Origin of the sequence: Actinoplanes italicus (assembly GCF_003001815.1) — a bacterium.
Lineage (GTDB): Bacteria > Actinomycetota > Actinomycetes > Mycobacteriales > Micromonosporaceae > Actinoplanes > Actinoplanes italicus.
On record NZ_PVMZ01000006.1, the window covers coordinates 154,206 to 171,959 of the forward strand.

16 protein-coding genes, 3 tRNA genes and 1 pseudogene are annotated in these 17,754 nt (G+C 71.9%); 10 read left to right on the plus strand and 10 right to left on the minus strand.

The genetic code is table 11. The features are described from left to right. Nucleotides 1-154 precede the first annotated feature (154 nt). Nucleotides 155-1,081, plus strand: coding sequence for an ATP-binding cassette domain-containing protein (locus tag CLV67_RS16890; RefSeq protein WP_106319363.1), 927 nt, complete (start codon nucleotides 155-157; stop codon nucleotides 1,079-1,081). After that, nucleotides 1,078-1,827 carry an ABC transporter permease gene (locus CLV67_RS16895; RefSeq protein WP_106319365.1) on the plus strand — a complete coding sequence of 250 codons (750 nt, stop codon included), beginning with the start codon at nucleotides 1,078-1,080 and terminating at the stop codon, nucleotides 1,825-1,827. The genes CLV67_RS16890 and CLV67_RS16895 overlap by 4 nt, the downstream gene beginning before the upstream one ends. Here the strand turns inward: CLV67_RS16895 and CLV67_RS16900 are convergent. Beyond that, the gene (locus tag CLV67_RS16900) at nucleotides 1,811-4,951 is read right to left on the minus strand and encodes an ATP-binding protein (protein WP_106319849.1); all 3,141 of its coding nucleotides are present in this window, start codon (nucleotides 4,949-4,951) and stop codon (nucleotides 1,811-1,813) included. The two genes, CLV67_RS16895 and CLV67_RS16900, sit on opposite strands and share 17 nt — an antisense overlap. Nucleotides 4,952-5,118: 167 nt before the next feature. On the opposite strand from CLV67_RS16900, the gene CLV67_RS54255 reads away from it, so the two are divergent. Beyond that, nucleotides 5,119-5,670 carry a DUF8108 domain-containing protein gene (locus CLV67_RS54255; protein ID WP_106319367.1) on the plus strand — a complete coding sequence of 184 codons (552 nt, stop codon included), beginning with the start codon at nucleotides 5,119-5,121 and terminating at the stop codon, nucleotides 5,668-5,670. 456 nt (nucleotides 5,671-6,126) lie between these two features. Then, entirely contained in the window at nucleotides 6,127-6,966 is an 840-nt protein-coding gene (locus CLV67_RS16915; protein ID WP_106319371.1) for a DUF1028 domain-containing protein, read from the plus strand. A gap of 117 nt (nucleotides 6,967-7,083) precedes the next feature. On the opposite strand, the pseudogene CLV67_RS54755 reads toward CLV67_RS16915, so the two are convergent. From CLV67_RS54755 to CLV67_RS16940, 5 genes and pseudogenes are all read right to left on the minus strand, one after another. After that, nucleotides 7,084-7,497: pseudogene (locus CLV67_RS54755) on the minus strand (M15 family metallopeptidase); the annotation flags it as partial. Next, complete coding sequence (locus CLV67_RS53395; RefSeq protein ID WP_106319373.1) at nucleotides 7,494-8,399, minus strand: hypothetical protein; 906 nt, start codon at nucleotides 8,397-8,399, stop codon at nucleotides 7,494-7,496. The pseudogene CLV67_RS54755 and the gene CLV67_RS53395, both read right to left, overlap by 4 nt. A gap of 217 nt (nucleotides 8,400-8,616) precedes the next feature. Next, a tRNA-Val gene (locus CLV67_RS16930) sits at nucleotides 8,617-8,691 on the minus strand. 28 nt (nucleotides 8,692-8,719) lie between these two features. After that, nucleotides 8,720-8,790: transfer RNA gene (locus CLV67_RS16935), tRNA-Cys, on the minus strand. A gap of 27 nt (nucleotides 8,791-8,817) precedes the next feature. Beyond that, nucleotides 8,818-8,889 (minus strand) — tRNA-Gly (locus CLV67_RS16940). 106 nt (nucleotides 8,890-8,995) lie between these two features. Between CLV67_RS16940 and CLV67_RS16945 the strand changes: the two genes are divergently transcribed. Next, nucleotides 8,996-9,625, plus strand: coding sequence for a GNAT family N-acetyltransferase (locus CLV67_RS16945; protein WP_146169206.1), 630 nt, complete (start codon nucleotides 8,996-8,998; stop codon nucleotides 9,623-9,625). Between the two features lie 238 nt (nucleotides 9,626-9,863). On the opposite strand, the gene CLV67_RS16950 is transcribed toward CLV67_RS16945, so the two are convergent. From CLV67_RS16950 to CLV67_RS16960, 3 genes are read right to left on the minus strand one after another with little or no spacing between them, the layout of a single operon-like run. Then, the gene (locus CLV67_RS16950; RefSeq protein WP_106319374.1) at nucleotides 9,864-10,592 is read right to left on the minus strand and encodes an FAD:protein FMN transferase; all 729 of its coding nucleotides are present in this window, start codon (nucleotides 10,590-10,592) and stop codon (nucleotides 9,864-9,866) included. 32 nt (nucleotides 10,593-10,624) lie between these two features. Next, nucleotides 10,625-11,143, minus strand: a complete 519-nt coding sequence (locus CLV67_RS16955; RefSeq protein WP_106319376.1) for an FMN-binding protein — start codon at nucleotides 11,141-11,143, stop codon at nucleotides 10,625-10,627. 35 nt (nucleotides 11,144-11,178) lie between these two features. Then, complete coding sequence (locus CLV67_RS16960; RefSeq protein WP_106319378.1) at nucleotides 11,179-12,774, minus strand: ferredoxin reductase family protein; 1,596 nt, start codon at nucleotides 12,772-12,774, stop codon at nucleotides 11,179-11,181. 155 nt (nucleotides 12,775-12,929) lie between these two features. On the opposite strand from CLV67_RS16960, the gene cbiE reads away from it, so the two are divergent. Genes cbiE through CLV67_RS16985 form a run of 5 tightly spaced genes read left to right on the plus strand, consistent with a single transcriptional unit; the run spans nucleotide 12,930 to nucleotide 16,891 of the window. Continuing rightward, entirely contained in the window at nucleotides 12,930-14,138 is a 1,209-nt protein-coding gene (gene cbiE / locus CLV67_RS16965; RefSeq protein ID WP_106319380.1) for a precorrin-6y C5,15-methyltransferase (decarboxylating) subunit CbiE, read from the plus strand. Next, entirely contained in the window at nucleotides 14,135-14,878 is a 744-nt protein-coding gene (cobM, locus tag CLV67_RS16970) for a precorrin-4 C(11)-methyltransferase (protein ID WP_106319382.1), read from the plus strand. The genes cbiE and cobM overlap by 4 nt, the downstream gene beginning before the upstream one ends. Then, nucleotides 14,875-15,600, plus strand: coding sequence for a cobalt-precorrin-6A reductase (locus CLV67_RS16975; RefSeq protein WP_106319384.1), 726 nt, complete (start codon nucleotides 14,875-14,877; stop codon nucleotides 15,598-15,600). The genes cobM and CLV67_RS16975 overlap by 4 nt, the downstream gene beginning before the upstream one ends. 53 nt (nucleotides 15,601-15,653) lie before the next feature. Beyond that, nucleotides 15,654-16,319 (plus strand): hypothetical protein, encoded by a 666-nt coding sequence (locus CLV67_RS16980; protein ID WP_106319386.1) that lies wholly within the window; start codon nucleotides 15,654-15,656, stop codon nucleotides 16,317-16,319. After that, nucleotides 16,316-16,891: a hypothetical protein gene (locus tag CLV67_RS16985; RefSeq protein WP_106319388.1), complete on the plus strand. Its 576-nt coding sequence runs from the start codon at nucleotides 16,316-16,318 to the stop codon at nucleotides 16,889-16,891. The genes CLV67_RS16980 and CLV67_RS16985 overlap by 4 nt, the downstream gene beginning before the upstream one ends. Before the next feature lie 69 nt (nucleotides 16,892-16,960). Here the strand turns inward: CLV67_RS16985 and CLV67_RS16990 are convergent, their stop codons facing one another. Beyond that, nucleotides 16,961-17,665, minus strand: a complete 705-nt coding sequence (locus tag CLV67_RS16990) for a SemiSWEET transporter (RefSeq protein WP_239165959.1) — start codon at nucleotides 17,663-17,665, stop codon at nucleotides 16,961-16,963. Nucleotides 17,666-17,754 lie beyond the last annotated feature (89 nt).

A 17,754-nucleotide genomic window follows, 5' to 3' on the forward strand; every position in this document is an offset into this window, starting at 1 on the left:
GATGAACGTCGATCTGACTCTAACCGTGAGCAGGCTCTGGTTCATCGAACGCAACCTCAGAGAACCCTCAAAGTCGCCTATGCCCCACCTGTGTCAGACGCCGTGTCAGAGGCGTGTCAGAGCCGGAACAGGGGCGGCCCCGATCGTTGCCGGCATGAGCGATTCAGCGATCGAAGCAACCGGGCTCCGGAAGGCCTTCGGCGACAAGACCGTCCTCGACGGTGTCGACCTGACGGTCCGGACCGGCACCGTCTTCTCCCTGCTCGGCCCGAACGGCGCCGGCAAGACGACGACGGTCAACATCCTGACGACCCTGATCAAACCCGACGCGGGTACGGTCCGCGTCGCGGGCCACGACATCGCCGGCGCGGCCAAGGCGGTCCGCCGGTCGATCGGGGTCACCGGCCAGTTCGCGGCGGTCGACGAGCTGCTCACCGGCCGGGAGAACCTGCAGCTCATGACCGACCTGAGCGGTGGCCGGCGGACCGTCGGCGGGCTGCTGGAGCGGTTCGACCTCATCGAGGCGGCGGACAAGCCCGCGGCGACCTACTCGGGGGGCATGCGCCGCAAGCTCGACCTGGCCATGACGCTGGTCGGCGATCCGCGGATCATCTTCCTGGACGAGCCGACGACCGGCCTGGACCCGCGCAGCCGCCGCACGATGTGGGACATCATCCGCGACCTGGTGGCCGGCGGCGTGACCATCTTCCTCACCACGCAGTACCTCGAGGAGGCCGACCAGCTCGCCGACCGGATCGCGGTGCTCGACCAGGGCCGCCTGGTCGCCGAGGGCACCGCCGGTGAGCTCAAGCGCCGGCTCCCCGGAACCCACGTCCGGCTGCGGTTCACGGCCGCCGAGCCCCTCGACGCGGCGGCACGCCTCTTCGACGGCTCCACGACCGATGCCGAGGCCCTGACCCTGCGGGTTCCCAGTGACGGCGGGACCGCCTCGCTGCATGCCCTGCTGAACCGCCTCGACGAGTACTCCCTGCACGCCGAGGAGTTCTCCGTGCACACCCCCGACCTCGACGACGTCTTCCTCGCCCTGACCGGCCACACCACGAAGGTGGATGCGAAATGAGCGCCAAGTCCCACTCCGCCGTGATGCTGCGCCGCAACCTCCGGCACATCACCCGCAACCCGACGTCGATCTTCAACGCGGTCCTCATGCCGATCGTGATGATGCTGATGTTCGTGTACGTGTTCGGCGACGCGTTCGACGTCGGTGTCGACTACATCGACTACGCCACACCGGGCCTCATGCTGCTGGCCGTCTGCTACGGGCTCGGCGCCGTCGCGACCTCGGTCAACTCCGACATGACCAAGGGCATCATCAACCGGTTCAAGGTCATGGACGTCTCCCGTGGCGCGGTTCTCAACGGCCACGTCATCGCGAGCGTGCTGACCAACGTCATCGCCATCACGGCGCTCGTCGGGGTTGCGTTCCTGCTCGGATTCGACCCGGCGGCCGGTCCCCTCGACTGGCTCGGCGTGGCCGGCATGATCGTCCTGCTCGGCTTCGCGGCCGGCTGGATCACCGTCGCCCTGGGGCTGGCCGCGAAGTCGCCGGAGACCGCCGGCATGGCCGCCGTACCGCTGGTCATGCTGCCGTTCTTCAGCAGTGCGATCGTGCCCGCCGAGAAGATGGGCCAGGGCGTCCGGCAGTTCGCCGAGTACCAGCCCTTCACCCCGATCATCGAGACGCTGCGCGGGCTGCTCGACGGCGCGCCGCAGACCGGTGACCTGATCGCCGCGATCGCCTGGTGCGTCGGCATAACGATCGTCGGTTATCTGTGGGCGTCGTCCACGTTCACGAAGCGAGCGTGACAGCGGCCAGCTGACGCCAGTCCCCCGCGGCACCCACCCGAGCCGCCTCGGCGAACCCTTCGCCGAGGCGGCCGCGTGCTTCCCGCTCGATCCGCGCCACATCGGGGTTCGACAGGTCCTGCAGCCCACGGACCCTGGTGCTCGCCGCCAGCAGCCGGGCGGCCTGCTCGTACTCGCCGCGGCGCAGAGCCAGGTCGGCGACCCCCACGAGGACCAGTGCCGACAGGTGGGCGTGTCCCGCGTCGGCCGCCTCGTCGAACGCCGCCGCCCGCAGGTCACGGACCTCGGTGAGATCCTCGGTCAGGTACGCCATCCGGTCCCGGACCAGCGCCCGGACGTTGGCCTGCTCCGCCTTGCCGCCCAGCATCGTCGTCGCGGCGTCGAGCTGGCGCCGGGCCTCCGCGACGTCACCGTCCCAGCGGGCCAGGTCGGCCTTCGCCAGCGCCAGCTCCGACAGCGCGTCGGGCCAGGTCACCCGGGCCGCCAGCCGATCCGCCTCGGCCATCGCCGCCACGGAGCCGGCCGGGTCGCCCATCAGGTGGCACAGCTGCGCCTGCCGCGCCCGCATCGCGATGACGTCCTCGATCGACCCGACCTCCGTGACCGCGGCGATGGCCTGCTCGTAGCACTCGTAGGCGGCGGCGAACCCGCCCCGCGTCGCGATCCGGTCGGCCAGCTCGGTCATGGCGAAATACATCCCGAACCGTTCACCCAGCGCCCGGAACTCGGCGAGCGCCGCCTGCAGGTAGTCGTCCGCGTCCCGCCCGCCGTGGCCCAGCGCGATCCGCATCTTGCCGAGGTGCAGCCGGGCCAGGGCACGGACCCACGGATCCGGGTTGCCGAGCAGCGGCTCCCAGACGGTCAGGGCTGACCCCGGGTCCCGCAGCAGGCTCTCCAGCGGCACGACCAGCCCCAGGATCGGGTTGCGGGAACCACCACGGACCACGATCTCGTACGCCTTGTGGATCCACTCCGCCGCCTGGCGCTCGTCCGACCGGCCCGAACCGGCGAAGAGCACTACCAGCGCGTACACCGCGGCTCTGATCTCGTCGTCGACCTCGCCGGGCACCTCGGTGGCCGCCGTGATCAGCTCGATGCCCTCGGCCTTGTATCCGCCCAGCCACCAGTACCAGCCGGCCGCCGCCGCGAGCCGCATCGCGCCGGTCGCCTCCCCGGCCGCGAGCGCGCCCCGCATCGCCGCGCCGATGTTGTCGTGCTCGGATTCGAGCACGGCCATCCACTCCAGCTGCTCGGCCCGGCGCAGATGCGGCTCCGCCGCCTCGGCCAGCTCGACGCACCAGTCCAGATGTGCCCGGCGGGCGACGTCCGACTGCCCCGCCTCGGCGAGCCGCCCGGCGGCGTACTCCTTGATCGTGCCGAGCATCCGGTAGCGCGGAGTGCCGCCGCCCCGGGTGACCAGCAGCGACTTCTCGGCCAGCGCGGTGAGCAGCTCGAGCACCTCGTACGACTCGACGGCGTCGTCCGCGCAGACCCGTTCGGCCGCCTCCAGGCTCGCACCGCCGGCGAAGACCGACAGCCGGCACAGCACCGTCCGCTCGGCCTCGGACAGCAGCTCCCAGCTCCAGTCGACCATCGCGCGCAGTGTCCGGTGGCGCGGCAGCGCGGTCCGGCTGCCACCGGTGAGCAGCCGGAACCGGTCGTCCAGCCGGTTGGCGAGCTGATCGAGCGACATCGTGCGCAGCCGCGCCGCGGCCAGCTCGATCGCCAGCGGCATCCCGTCCAGCGCCCGGCAGATCCGCGCCATGGTCGCCAGCGCCGGGGCGTCCGCCACCAGGTCGGAGCGCACCGCGCCGGCCCGGTCCCGCAGCAGCCGGACCGCCGGCGCCGACGCGATCCGGTCGGCACCGGCGTCGCCGTCCGGCACCGAGAGCGGCTCCACCGGCCACAGCGCCTCGCCGGTGATGCCGAGCGGTTCCCGGCTGGTCGCCAGGATCCGCAGCCGGCGGCACTCGCCGAGCACCCGGTGGGCGAACCCGGCCGCCTGCTCGATCACATGCTCGCAGTTGTCCAGGATCAACAGGGTCTCCCGGTCGCGCAGCGCCGTGATCAGGCGCTCGGCCGGCTCCATGTCCGGCGCCTCGCCGAGCAGCGCGTCCCGCAGGCCCAGCGCGGCGAGCGTCGCCTGCGCCACGTCGCCGTCCGGGCCGATCGCCGCCAGCTCCACGAGCCAGGCCCCGTCCGGCAGGTCGCCCAGCAGCGCCCGCGCGGTCTCCGTCGCCAGCCGGGTCTTCCCCGAACCGCCCGGCCCGATTAGCGTGGTCAGCCGTCGCCCGGCGACCAGATCACCCACCGCGGCGACATCGGAGTCCTTGCCGATGTAGCTGGTCAGCTCGGCCCGCAGGTTCGTGGTGCGGTTCTCCTCGCGCCGGCCCGACTCGCCCCGCAGCAGCGCCAGATGCAGCGCCGCCAGCTCCGGCGACGGGTCGACGCCGAGTTCGTCGGCGAGGGTCTCGCGGGTGCGCTGGAAGACCAGCAGCGCCTCGGTGTCGCGGCCGCTCGCGACGAGCGCCCGCATCAGCGCGGCGACCAGCCGCTCGCGGACCGGATGCGCGGTGACCAGGTCGGTCAGCTCGGTGACCAGCTCCGCGCCGTGTCCGGCCCGGACCTCGGCGTCGAACCGCTCCTCCAGGGCGGCCAGGCGCAGGGCCTTGAGCCGGGTGACGGCCGCCTCGAAGGCCGGGCTGTCCAGCGGGCCGACGTCCTGCAGGGGCGCGCCGCGCCACAGGCCGAGCGCCTCGCGGAGCAGCCGGAGCCGCTGGGCGGCATCGTCCCCGCGGGCCTGCGCGGCGGCGGTGAGGCGTTCGAACCGCACGGCGTCGACGGCGTCCGGCTCCACCGCGAGGCGGTAGCCCTCCGGATGGCCCTCGACCGAGCCGTCCGGCAGCACCTTGCGCAGCCGGGAGACGAGGCGGTGCAGGGCGTTCGCGGCCTCGGCGGGCGGGTTCTCGCCCCAGATCCAGTCGACGAGTGTCGCCTTCGGAACCACCCGGCCGGCTTCCAGCGCCAGAGCGGTCAGGAGGCCGCGCAGCCGGGCACCCGGGACGTCGGCGCGGAGGCCGTCGTCCGTACGCACCTCGAACGATCCGAGCACCCCGATCCGCACCCGCCAGATTTTGCCACGGCGGATGATCGCCCATCCATCCGCCGACGTCATATCGCTCTCCGGCGCCGGCCGGGTTCGCCTATCACCCACGGTGATCGGCTGTTCGACCGACGCGAAGTGGCCGACAGGAGGACCGCGATCAGCCAACAAGATCAACTAGCCTGCTGTTGCAACGTTCCAAGATCCACTGGAGTGCCACCGTGACCAACCCGGTCCCGCCCGCCGAACAGCCCTCCTACGGCGGGTATCCCCCGCCCGGCCAGCCGGCGGGTGAACACCCGTCATCTGCCCCGCCCTCCGGTGGATACCCCGCGCCCGGCCAGTTCGGCCACGGATACCCGGCACCCGGTCAGCCCGCAGGTGGCTACCCGGCACCCGGCCAGGCCGCGGGTGGCTACCCGCCGGCCGGCCAGTTCGGGGGCGGCTACCCACCGGCCGGCCAGTTCGGGGGCGGCTACCCGCCGGCCGGCCAGCCCGGGGGATACCCGCCGCCGCAGGGCTACCCGGGGCAGACCCACCCGGGGCAGTACGCGCCCCAGCCCGCTCCGCAGATCCTCATCCAGAACAGCACGAGCGCCGCCGCGTTCGCCGGTGGCTACGCCGTCCGCAAGCGACAGTCGTTCGGCCTACACGTCGTTCTGTTCCTGCTCACGGGTGGCCTCGGCAACATCGTCTACGCCTGGTACGTGATCGACTGGAACCGCAAGCGCGGCCTGTAGAGCACACGGTGGCGGCCACCACCGGTGGCCGCCGTCGGCGTATCGTCTCGCCATCGACCCGAGGGGACGACGCGTGTTCAGGCTGGAAAGGGAGTGACGGGCTTCCGCCACGGCAGGGAGCCCGAGCCGCCGGAGGTCCCGGTCCACCGGTTCCGCGGCACCTGCCACGAAGCCGCACGCCTCGTCGGCGGCACCACGGCCTTCACCGGCGCGGACTTCTCGTCCTCGATCGCGCGGTGCTCGACGCCCCGCTCGCCACGGCCGACACGACAGCCCTGGGGAAGGACGAATGGCTGCAAACCCATTCGTGGAAGCCGGAAACCGTCTTTCCATCACTGGAGTCGACTACCCGCCCATGAATGGGTCTCTTCCCCGCTGAGTGCGAGGCCAGGCCACGTGCGGCTGATTGACTGCCGCCCCGAGCGAGCGGGCGTGGCATCCGGCTACCGTCTCGTCATGACCTTCTCGATCGTTGCCCGCTCCGCCGACGGCACCACCCTCGGCGTCGCCGTGGCCAGCAAGTTCCTCGGCGCCGGAGCGGCTGTTCCGGCCGCGCTCGCCGACGTCGGCGCGGTCGCCACCCAGTCGTACGCCAACCTCGCCTACCGGCCGCAGGCACTGGCGCTGCTCAGCACCGGGGTCGCCGCGGCCGAGACGGTGCGTGCGCTGATCGCCGGTGACGCCGGCCCGGTCGGGCACCGGCAGGTCGGTGTGGTCGGCACGCACGGGCCGGGCGCCACCTACACCGGCGACGACTGTCACGAGTGGGCGGGCGGGGTGGCCGGCGACGGCTACGCGATCCAGGGCAACATGCTGGCCGGGCCGGGGGTGGTCGCCGACATGGAGACCGTGTGGCTGGCCGGCGCGGAGCAGCCGCGGTTGCCGTACCGGCTGGTCGAGGCGTTGCGCGCCGGCGATCTGGCCGGAGGCGACCGGCGTGGCCGCCAGAGTGCCGCCCTGCTCGTCGTGGCCAAGGGCATGGGGTACGGCGGTACCAGTGACGTCCTCGTCGATCTGCGCGTCGACGACCACCCGGATCCGGTGACCGAACTGGCTCGCCTGCTGGAACTGCACACCCTCTACTTCGAGCGCCCCGACCCGGCCACGCTGATCCCCCTCACCGGCGCCGTCGCGGACGAGGTACGGACCAGGCTCGCGCAGGCCGGCCAGGCCGCCGCGGACCTGGACGAGGCGCTGGCGAGCTGGGCCGGCATCGAGAACCTGGAGGAGCGGATCGTGCCGGGTGCGATCGATCCGCTGGTGCTGGCGCAGCTGCGCTCCGGTCAGGTCGTCTGACGAGGCCTTCGACCCTGTCGGTCGAAGGCCCCGTGTCAGCGGCCGCGGGGCCCGGGCAGCCTCGATCTTCTTGGCGATCAGGGCGACGTCCTCCGCGGAACTGACGATCTCGAAGTGCATCTCGTCCTTACGGCCGCGGTAGTCGCCGCCCCACCGCACGGTGCCGTCGCAGAAGTCGAGGATCCTGCGGATGGCGGCGACCTGCGTACGGGTGAACGTGTCCTCGGCGCCGAGCGGGTGCGCCGGTGCGTTCAGGTCGATCGCCGTCCCCGAGGCGTGGTTGGACAGCACCTTCCCGCCTCGGACCACCCGGTACGCGTACCCCCAGCATTGTCCTGCTCGCAGTGGTTCGACGGTGTCGTGAAACCGTTCGGCGACGTGGAGCAGGACAGTGGCGACGGCCCCGCGCCGGACGCCCTGCGGAAGGCGCACGGTGGTACCCGGCACCGCCGTGGTACGCAGCCCGCCGATCTCCCGGGCCGAACCGGCGGCCCAGCCGTTCTGGCTGTATCGCATGGCTTCCTCCTTCATCGGACGTGCTCGGCGAGGGCGTCGGTCAGTTCCCGCATGGCGACGGCGGAGTCGCCGGTGAGCACCCACCCGGTCTCGTCCTCCCACCCCGGGGTGTTCCAGGCCAGATAGACGCTCGGTGGCTGGTCGATCGGCCGGCGGCCGGTCGCGTACCGGTCGAAGACCGCGTCCAGCCAGGCCCGCTCGCGGCGGATGGTCGCGGCGCGCAGGGTGTCCTCGCCCATGAAGCCGCGCTCGCCGAGGCCGTAGGCGACGGTCCCGCCCGCCTCGAGCCGGGGACGGACGATCGCGGAGAACCAGCCGACGAACCCGGGGTGCTCCGGCAGGATCAGGTCGCCACGGAAGGAGCCGTTCTCCCCGTTCCGGCCCGAGTAGACATCGCACAGGTACTCGTCGGCCTCGACCCGCTGCCATGCGGCCGGCCGCTTCGCCGCGCTACCGCCGGGCCGCCACTGGTAGGCCATGGCGCAGTAGGCCACCCGCGCACCGGGCCAGCCGGCCTTGATCTCGTCGCGGGACCGGTTGAACACGGCGCGGAAGGTGCCGCCGTCCAGGCTCCCCCGCCCGCCCTCCGGCTCGTGATGCACGATGATCCCGACCCACGGGTGGTCGGCCAGCCACTCGCCGATCTCGCGGTGGACGGCGGTCCACCGGCCCGTCGACACCTCCTCGGGTGACGGCTTGTAGGACACGTAGACGCCGCCGTCCCGCCAGGTCTTCGCGAACCCGCGGAGGAGTTGGAGCACTCGGTCCGGGCTCTCATGCCGCTTCAGCGGCCCGATGAACCCGCGGCCGATCCGAGCGGCCGGGAACCGGCGCCGGGTGTCTCCCGGCTCGGCCTTCTCATGCACGCCGACGGACACCGCCCGGGTACCGATGAGACTGATGCTATTGACGGACATCTGCCGCTCCTATTTCCTGAAATATCCGTTTCGGACAGATCAAGGATCAGCTTGGCAGGCCAGACACCACATCGGGCTGAGGCTGTATTCGTGGTCCGTCCGCATAGGGCGACAGCGGTAATCCCTGACGGGATCAGTAACGCTCCGGGATGACACAGCCGGCTGACAAACAGAAGAACCGCCCGTCAGGACTGACAGGCGGTTCGAATGCGAATACTGGTGGGCGATACTGGGATCGAACCAGTGACCTCTTCCGTGTCAAGGAAGCGCGCTCCCGCTGCGCCAATCGCCCTTGCAACTAGCTTCCGAAGAAGCAAGCGAGGTGGAGACGGGATTTGAACCCGTGTACACGGCTTTGCAGGCCGTTGCCTCGCCTCTCGGCCACTCCACCGAGTGGGCCCTGGATCAGGCCTCTCCGAGCGGAAGACGGGATTCGAACCCGCGACCCTCACCTTGGCAAGGTGATGCGCTACCACTGCGCCACTTCCGCGTGTCACCCGGTGTTCCCCGGCGACGACAGAACTTTATCTGGTCATCGGACCGCACGCCAAACCGGGGTCCCGGCGTGTCGCCCGCAGGCGGGCATCATGGGCAGCGTGGAGATCACGAAGTGGTACCTGGAGCAGGACGACGCCACCCTGATCCGTCCGGCGCGGCCGCCCGCGGAGCCGGTGGAGATCATCCGGGCGGAGCTGCCCAGTCCCGAGCTGAACAGGTTCCTCTACACCGCGGTGGGCGGCGACTGGTCGTGGACCGACCGGCTGCCCTGGACGTGGCAACAGTGGCAGGACTGGCTGGACCGCCCGGGCATCGAGACGTGGGTGGCGTACGTCCGCGGCACCCCGGCCGGGTACGCCGAGCTGGACGGCACCGTTCCGGGCGTGGTCGACATCGCGTACTTCGGCCTGCTGCCGCGCTTCGCCGGGCAGGGCATCGGCGGGCACCTGCTCACGGTGACCCTGCGCAACGCCTGGTCCCTCGCGGAGCGGCATGCCGGCTTCGCGCCGGTCGAGCGCGTCACGGTCAACACGTGCAGTCTCGACGGTCCGGCCGCGCTGACCAACTACCAGGCCAGGGGCCTGACCGTCCGGCGGACGGAGATCCTCACGCCCAGCGCCGAGCCGACAGCGCCCGGCCCCTGGCCGGGCGCCCGACCCGCCGCCGACCCGCCCGCCGCTTTGCCCGGCGCCGACCCGCCTGCCGCCGCACCTACGCAGATCTTGTGAACTTCGGGTCGGACGTCCGACCCGAAGTTCACAAGATCTGCGGGGAGGGAGGGAGGGAGGGAGGGCGAGGCAAGGCAAGGCGGGGAGGGCGAGGCGAGGCAAGGCGAGGCAAGGCGGGGCGAGGCAAGGCGAGGCAAGGCGAGGCGAGGCGAGGCAAGGCGAGGCGAGGCAAGGCGGGGAGAGCGAGGCAAGGCGAGGTGGAAAGGGCGAGGCGAGAACGTGGAGGCGCTGACCGGCGTCAGTCGACGGTCGGGAGGCCCGGCGAGGTGAAGGCGCGGCCGTCGTCGGTGACCGCGGCCGACTCGTAGCCCTCGTCGATGCGCTGGGCGAGCCAGGCGAGCCCACTCTCGCCCATGGCCAGGGCCGCCGTAGCGTAGGCGTCGGCGACGGCCAGGTCGGGGCCGACCACGGTCACCGAGCGCAGGCCCTCGGCCGGTTTGCCGGTGAGCGGGTTCCACACGTGCGCGCCCCGCTCGTACGTCCCGGAAGTAGCCACCGCACCATCGGTGACCGAAAGTACCCACGCCAGCTGATCGGCTTCCCACGGGTGACGCACGCCGACCCGCCAGGGGCGGCCGCCGGGGCCGGAGCCGCGCATCCGGATGTCGCCGCCGGCGCCGATGTAGTGCCTGATCGAACCGGCGTCCGCGAGCCGCCGGGACGCGACCTCGACGGACCAGCCCTTGACGTATCCGGACGGGTCGAGCGCCCCGCCCCCGTTGGCGTCGAAGTAGCCGCCCGTGTCGCGCCACAGGTCGGCGCACCGGTCGAGGACGTGCCGGAAGTCGTCGGAGCAGTCGGCGAGGGCGATCTCACCGCGACGGAAGCGGCACACCTCGCTGTCGTCCCTGTAGGTGCTGAACCGCGCGTCGACCTCGTGGAGCCAGGCGCACGTCGACCCGACGAGCTCGACGAGCCGCTCGGGGGGCAGGTCGTCGGCCAGTTCGATGCTGACGACCGTACCCATGACCTCTTCGACGTGCCGCACGAACCGGAACCCTACGCCGCCTTGTCGAGAGCCGCCTGCAAGGAGCTGGCGTACGCCCCGCTGGTGAGCGTGGCGCCGGAGACCGCGTCGACGTCGGCGCTCTGCTTCTTGAGCGTGGAGGCGTTGAGGGACTTGACGGCGTTCGGGTTGATCGTGCCGCTGAAGCCCTCCTTCGGGAAGGTGGCGTCCGCCGCGGTGATCTTGCCGCCACTGATCTTGATGGTGACCTGGACGGTGCCGTAGGTGTGCTGCACCGCCTTGCCCTTGTAGGTGCCGGACTTCAGACCGGCTTCCTCTTCCTCGTTCTTCTCCGGGGCGGTGGTCTTCTTGCCGGCCGGCTTCTTGGTGGCCGTGGCCTCCGGCTCGGCGGTCTTCTCGGCGCCGGCCGCGTCGATCTCGGGCTCCTCGGCGGAACTGCCGCCCGCGGCGGACGACACCGGGACGGTCGCCGGTTGGACGCTCAGGCGGACCCCGAGGATCAGGGCCGCGCCGGTGAGGGTGCCGACGGCTGCTGCGGTACTACGTCGCATCGCGAGAACTCCTGGGTCTCGATGGGGAGAGGGACTCAGAACTCGAACGGGTCGAGGTGGAGCTGGCTGTCCGGGACGTCGAGCTCCTTGAGGGTGTCGACGGCGGCGTTGACCAGTCCGGGCGGGCCGCACAGGTAGACGTCGCGGCGGTTCACGTCCGGGACCAGGCCGCGCAGCCCGTCCGGGGTGAACAGCCGCCGCGGGCCGGGGTCGTTGCGGCCGCCGACGATGTAGCGCACCCAGGCGTCCCGCTCCTCGGCGAGCTCCTCGAGCTCGGCGCGGAAGACCAGTTCGTCGGGGCGGCTGGCCCGGTAGATGACGATGGTGTCCGGCGGCATGTCCTCGAGCAGGGCCCGGATGGGTGCGATGCCGCTGCCGCCGGCGATGAGAAGGGCACGGCGGCGGGTACGACGCTCGGCCGTGAACGTTCCGAACGGGCCCTCGGCCCAGATCGGCGCGCCGGGGCGCATGGTGGCGAGCTTGCGGGTGTGACCGCCCGCGATCGTGACGGTGAGCCGCAGCCACTGCGGGTTCGGGGCCGCCGACAGCGAGAACGGGTGCGACTGCCACCAGCCGTTGGCGGTCAGGAAGCGCCAGCGCATGAACTGGCCGGCCTGCACGGGCAGCTTGTCGAGCCGCTTGCCCTCGATGTAGATCGAGAACGTGTTGGCGCCCTCGCCCACGACCTCGGCGACGGTGAAACGGTGCCGGGCGTTGAGCCAGAGCGGCTCGACGATGCGGCCCCAGAAGAGGGCGGCGATGGTGATGCAGCCGAGCGCCGGCCAGAACACCGAGGCGAACTTGCCGCTCATGTCGGCGCCGGCGGCGATCTGGTGGCCGTACCCGAGCAGCAGGACGGCGTAGCTGGTCAGGTGGATCAGGTGCCAGAGCTCGTAGTTGAGCACGTTGCGGACGGCCCGGATCGAGATCAGTGCGATGAACGCCAGCAGGCCGGTGGCGATGGTCGCGCTGATCATCTCCGGGAACGTGGTGATCACGGTCCAGCCCTGCTCGACGACGCCGGTGCCGGCGGTGAGCGCGTAGCCGTACACGATGAAGACGACGTGGGCGATGACGAAGGTCAGCAGCGAGGTGCCTAGCCAGCGGTGCCAACGCAGCAGGTCGCGCGAGCCGACCCACTCCTCGAGCCAGGAGACCCGGCTCATCATCAGCAGCTGCATGAAGAGCAGGTAGCCGCCGATCAGGCCGGTGACCCGGCCGGCGGCGATCATCAGGGTGGCGTCGTTGCTGATCGCGCCGGGCTGGGTGTTGAACAGCCACAGCGCGACGCTGGTGGCCAGCCCGGAGAAGAACAGCAGGACGGTGAGGAGCCGGTTGCCGCTGGTCGACTCACCGGGCGGGCGCTCGTCGACGACCGGGACGCCGGTGCCGGCCTTCCAGCCGGTCGGGTCGGTCAGGGACGGCTCGGTGATGTCGCCGCGGCGGTAGTTGTCCTGGCCCGCGTACGGCTGCCCGTACTGCTGGGGCTGGGCGTACTGTCCCTGCTGCTCCGGCCACGGCGGCATGGACGGGTTGTCCCAGCTCGGCCGGGCCTCATCGGTCCGGAGGCTGGAGAAGTACCCATCGTCGTCGGGAAGCTCGCGTTGATCCCGGAACGCCGGAATTGTCAACGTCCTCACCTGCTCAGCAGTCGTCTCACGGCGCCTGCCACCCCATGCGGCCGACGTGACGACCCGTGCGCGGAAGGGTCGTCAGTGTTGGGTACGCGCATCACGCCGAGTTGGCTCAACGAGATCGCAAAATTCCCAGAGGTTAGGTTCTGCGCATGCATTCCGAACCTCCGATCACCGTGATCGGCATCGGTGCCGGCGGCTGGCCGGGCCTTTCCGGTACGGCTCAGAGCACCCTGATCGGCGCGGAGGTCGTGTTCGGCAGCACCCGCCAGCTCGATCTGCTCCCGCCCGACGTCGCCGCGCGCCGCGTCCCGTGGCCGTCTCCGCTGGTCCCGGCCCTGCCCGGTCTGCTCGACGCGGAGCAGGACCGCCGGGTGTGCGTGCTGGCCAGCGGCGACCCGATGTTCCACGGCATCGGCGCCACCCTCACCAGACTCGTGGGCGTCGACCGGCTCCGTGTCCTGCCACATCCATCGTCGGTGTCGCTGGCCGCTGCCCGCCTGGGCTGGGATCTCGCGGCAACCGACGTGGTGAGCCTGGTCACGGCTCCGGTCGAGACGCTGGGACGGCTGATCAATCCCGGACGCCGCATCCTGGTGCTCTCCGCGGGCGCGCACACTCCGGCGGCGGTCGCGGAACTGCTCACCAGGCACGGACACGGCTCGGCCACCATGACCGTCCTGGAACAACTCGACGGTCCGGCCGAACGGCTCGTCACGGGCGCTGCCGAAGGCTGGACGATTCCGGACGGCGATCCCCTCAACGTCGTGGCGATCGAATGTGGTGACGGACCCGCCCGGGCCGTCGTTCCCGGCCTGCCCGACGACGACTACGAAGGGGACGGCCAGCTGACCAAGCGCGAGGTCCGCGCCGTCACCCTGGCCGCGCTCGCCCCGGCCCCCGGCGCACTGCTGTGGGACGTCGGAGCCGGCTCCGGCAGCATCGGCATCGAATGGATGCGCGCACACCCGGCCTGCCGGGCGATCGCCGTCGAGTCGTCGGCCGACCGGGCCGCCGTCATCACCGCCAACGCGACCGCGCTCGGCGTGCCCGGTCTGCGGGTGGTGCACGGCCGCGCTCCCGACGCCCTCGACGGACTCCCCCGGCCCGACACGATCTTCATTGGAGGCGGCTTGACCCGCGACGGCGTCCTGGACCGTTGTCTCACCGCGCTGCACCCCGGCGGCCGGCTGGTGGCCAACGCGGTGACGGTTGAATCCGAGGCGGTGCTGGCCGCCGCGTACGCGAAGCTCGGTGGCGAATTGACCCGGATCACCGTGCAACGTGGGTCACCGGTCGGCGGGTTCACGGGGTGGCGCTCGTTCATGCCGGTGACGATCTGGTCGGCGGTGATCGCATGACCGTCCACTTCATCGGCGCCGGTCCGGGTGCCGCCGACCTGATCACCCTGCGCGGCCACCGGCTGATCGCCTCGTCACCGGTCTGCCTCTACGCCGGCAGCCTGGTACCGGCCGAGCTGCTGGAGGCCTGCCCGCCGGACGCCCGCAGGATCGACACCGCGAACCTGAACCTCGACGAGATCATCACCGAGATGACGGCCGCCCACGAGGCGGGACTCGACGTGGCCCGGCTGCACTCCGGCGACCCGTCGGTGTTCAGCGCGGTGGCCGAACAGATGCGCCGCCTCGACGCGGCCGGCGTCCCCTACGACGTCACGCCAGGGGTGCCCGCCTTCGCCGCCGCGGCCGCCGCCCTGGGCCGCGAGTTCACGGTGCCCGAGGTCGCGCAGACCGTCATCCTCACCCGCACGGCGGAGCGGGCCACCGCCATGCCACCCGGCGAGGACCTGGCCACCCTCGGCGCCAGCCGGGCCACCATGGTGCTGCACCTCGCGGTCCAGCGGATCGACGCGGTGGTGGCCGACCTCATCGGCAACTACGGACCGGACTGCCCGGTCGCCGTCGTGGCGAGGGCCTCACGGCCCGACGAGCTCATCATCCGCGGCACGCTCACCGACATCGCGGCAAGAGTTCAAGAGGCGGGCGTACGGCGTACGGCGGTGATCGTGGTCGGTGCGGCGCTGACCGCCGGACAGTTCCCGGACAGTCACCTGTACTCGGTGGACCGCTGCCGGTCATGAGAGTCCTGCTCCTCGGTGGGACCACGGAGGCCCGCCGGCTGGCCGATCTGGTCGCCGGCGAGGTCGCTGTGACCACCTCGCTGGCGGGTCGCACCCGCGAGCCGTTGCTGCCCGCGGGCGCGGTCCGGATCGGCGGGTTCGGCGGGGCCGACGGGCTCGCGCGGTACCTGCGGGACGAGCACGTCGACGCGGTCGTCGACGCGACACACCCGTTCGCGGCCGCGATGAGCGGTAACGCGTTCGAGGCGTGCACCGCTTCGGACGTACCGCTGATGATCCTGCGAAGGCCCGGCTGGACCGCGCGGCCGGGCGACGAGTGGCACCGTGTCGCGTCGCTGCCGGAAGCCGCCGCGCTGCTGCCCGGGCTCGGCCGCCGGGTGTTCCTGACCACCGGGCGGCAGGGTATCGCGCACTTCGCCGGATCGGACGAGTGCTTCTTCCTGGCACGGTCCGTGGAACCGCCTGCCGGGCCAGTGCCCCGGCAACTGGAGGTAGTGCTCGATCGGGGGCCGTTCACCGTCGCGGGGGAGCGCGACCTGATCACCCGGCACCGCCTCGACGTGCTCGTCACCAAGGACAGCGGCGGTGCCGACGCCAAGCTCGTCGCCGCCCGTGAGCTGGCCATTCCGGTACTGATGGTGGATCGCCCCCCGCTGCCACCGGCCGCCGTCGTGTCCACAGCGGACGCCGCGGCAGCCTGGTTGCGAAGCCTGAGGCGCTGAAATACGACAGTCCGGGAGCTGCACGACGGGCGTCACGATGCGACGCTCGACACATGTCCGGACGTGCGCTGCCAGCCGAACTCGCCGCGGTGCGAGCGCTGGTCGCCGACGGGCTCGCCGAGATGGGCGAGGTGGGTGACGCCGGCCAGGTATGGATCCGCTCGGCCTCCGCCAGGCTCACCGCCCTCGACGGCGTGCTCACCGAGGCTGCCGGCGTACTGGCGGCACCCGTGCAGGTAGCCGCCGTGACCATGGCGACGTTCCTGGTCGTGGCCGGTTCGGCGGCGCTGGCCGGTGCCCTCGGCTTCAGCGGCGGCGGGGTGCTCGCGTTCACCGGGGCCGCCGTCCTGATCATGTTCGCGGCGTTGCCGTACGCCGGACGCCGTGTCTTCGGCCTGGTCGGCCGACGCCGCCTGGCCCGGTCCGCTGCCGTCCCAGCGCACCGCTCCGCGCGGCCGGCACCCCCTGGACCAGCGATCGTGCGGCACCCCGAGGCTGCGTTGGCACAGGCTTCGGATCGTCTCCTGCGGGCCCGGGTACGGCTGGTGTCGGCCGCCCTCCGCCGGGCCGGTGCCGACGACTGGACCACGCCCGGACTGCGCCGGGCGATCCGCACCGACCCGGTGATCCGCCGTCTCGCGCACGCCGACCAGTTGCTCTGCCAGGCCGTCGACTGTCTCGAACGGCACCTCGGCGATCAGCGGAAGGACGCCGTATGACACGCTCCCTCGTCCGCGAGGACCCGTTCTCCGGCGAGGCCCGCCCGAGCCTGCGAGCCATCGACCGCGACCTCGACGCCGTGATCGTCGACGCCCAGAGCCGCGACTGGGCAGCCGACCGCCCGGACCGGGTGATCTTCGCCCGGCTCGGCCAGGCCCGCCATCAGGTCCGCGCGGCCGCCGGTCGCCGTACGGGTTCCGGCCCGGTAGCCGACCGGGCCGCGATCCTGCCCGGCACCGCCGTCGGCATCCTCGTGGCCGGCGCGACGGCGGCAGCTGTCGGCGATCCGGCGACGCGACCGCTGCCACTGGCCCTGATCGCCGTCGCCGGTCTCTGGACGGCCCTGATCACCGTCGCCGGGCTGCGGTTCCTCCAGCGCCGCCGCGACACCTTCGCCGGCCCGGCACCGATCGACGACCACTACCGGTACGCGGCCTTCCGCCGCCGCATCGAGACCCGCGCCGCCGACGCGCGCAGTCATCGCTCACAGCGCCGCCGGGCCACCGCGATCGATCTCGAGTACGCCCTCGACTGGCTCGCCGCCGCCCAGAGCGAACTCCCTCGCCGCTGAGAGCCCCAGACCTCTCCCTGTCTCTCTTCCGTCCGGCCCGGAGCCCCGGCGCAATCCCGTGAGCGGCCCTCAGGCTGTTGCCGGGACCAGGCCACCGCGCCGGGTGAACAGGACCGTGCAGACGATCAGCGCGCTCGTCAGGCCCACCAGCGCGGACGCCCACACGGCGGGCTGGCCGACGCCGATCCCGTACGCCAGCCAGGATCCGCATGCCGACGCGGCCAGCGTCCAGCGCACCGGGGACAGGCCGGAGATGTCCTGGTCACGGTCGCGGAGCAAAGCCAGTGGCTGCGGGATCGCGGACACGAACGACACCGCGGCCAGCACCATGCCGAGCACCGCGGCGGCCCGCGGGCCGCTGATCTGCGGCGACAACGCGGAGGCCGCGGTGCCGAGGATCGCGAGCAGCACACCGCCGGCGGCACCCGCCGAGGCCAGCAGGGCACGCCCGGTCCGCGTGGCCGGGCGGGTCACCAGCAACGCGATCAGGATGGCGAGCCCGGTCGAGGCGCTGACCGTGTTCGTCACCACCTGGAAGCGGTCGCCGATCAGCAGTCCATAGGTGACCCAGCCCAGCGGCATCGCGACACTCAGCATGCACGCGGTGGCGGACAGGCCGCTGGTACGCCGGCGTACGCAGGAGCGGTACACCTGCGGCCAGGCGATCGACATGGACAGGACGGCACCGAGGATCCCGAAGGCGTGGATAAGCATCGCCGAGCCGTTCGGCCCGTCCCGGCGGCGGCTGACACCGCGCACCCGCACGGCAACCATCCGCACCACACCCGCACCCGCGAGCCGTACGGCGGGCAGGCCGAGCGCCCTGGACCGCAGGCATCGCGGAGGGCTGCCGAGCGACCTGG

Coding starts and splice junctions, on each gene's coding strand:
- cobM (WP_106319382.1), top strand. CDS start 14,135: ATGACCGTCCACTTCATCGGCGCCGGTCCGGGTGCCGCCGACCTGATC.
- CLV67_RS16950 (WP_106319374.1), bottom strand. CDS start 10,592: ATGGGTACGGTCGTCAGCATCGAACTGGCCGACGACCTGCCCCCCGAG.
- CLV67_RS16980 (WP_106319386.1), top strand. CDS start 15,654: ATGTCCGGACGTGCGCTGCCAGCCGAACTCGCCGCGGTGCGAGCGCTG.
- cbiE (WP_106319380.1), top strand. CDS start 12,930: ATGCATTCCGAACCTCCGATCACCGTGATCGGCATCGGTGCCGGCGGC.
- CLV67_RS16975 (WP_106319384.1), top strand. CDS start 14,875: ATGAGAGTCCTGCTCCTCGGTGGGACCACGGAGGCCCGCCGGCTGGCC.
- CLV67_RS16985 (WP_106319388.1), top strand. CDS start 16,316: ATGACACGCTCCCTCGTCCGCGAGGACCCGTTCTCCGGCGAGGCCCGC.
- CLV67_RS16895 (WP_106319365.1), top strand. CDS start 1,078: ATGAGCGCCAAGTCCCACTCCGCCGTGATGCTGCGCCGCAACCTCCGG.
- CLV67_RS53395 (WP_106319373.1), bottom strand. CDS start 8,399: ATGTCCGTCAATAGCATCAGTCTCATCGGTACCCGGGCGGTGTCCGTC.
- CLV67_RS16890 (WP_106319363.1), top strand. CDS start 155: ATGAGCGATTCAGCGATCGAAGCAACCGGGCTCCGGAAGGCCTTCGGC.
- CLV67_RS16955 (WP_106319376.1), bottom strand. CDS start 11,143: ATGCGACGTAGTACCGCAGCAGCCGTCGGCACCCTCACCGGCGCGGCC.
- CLV67_RS16915 (WP_106319371.1), top strand. CDS start 6,127: ATGACCTTCTCGATCGTTGCCCGCTCCGCCGACGGCACCACCCTCGGC.
- CLV67_RS16990 (WP_239165959.1), bottom strand. CDS start 17,665: ATGGTTGCCGTGCGGGTGCGCGGTGTCAGCCGCCGCCGGGACGGGCCG.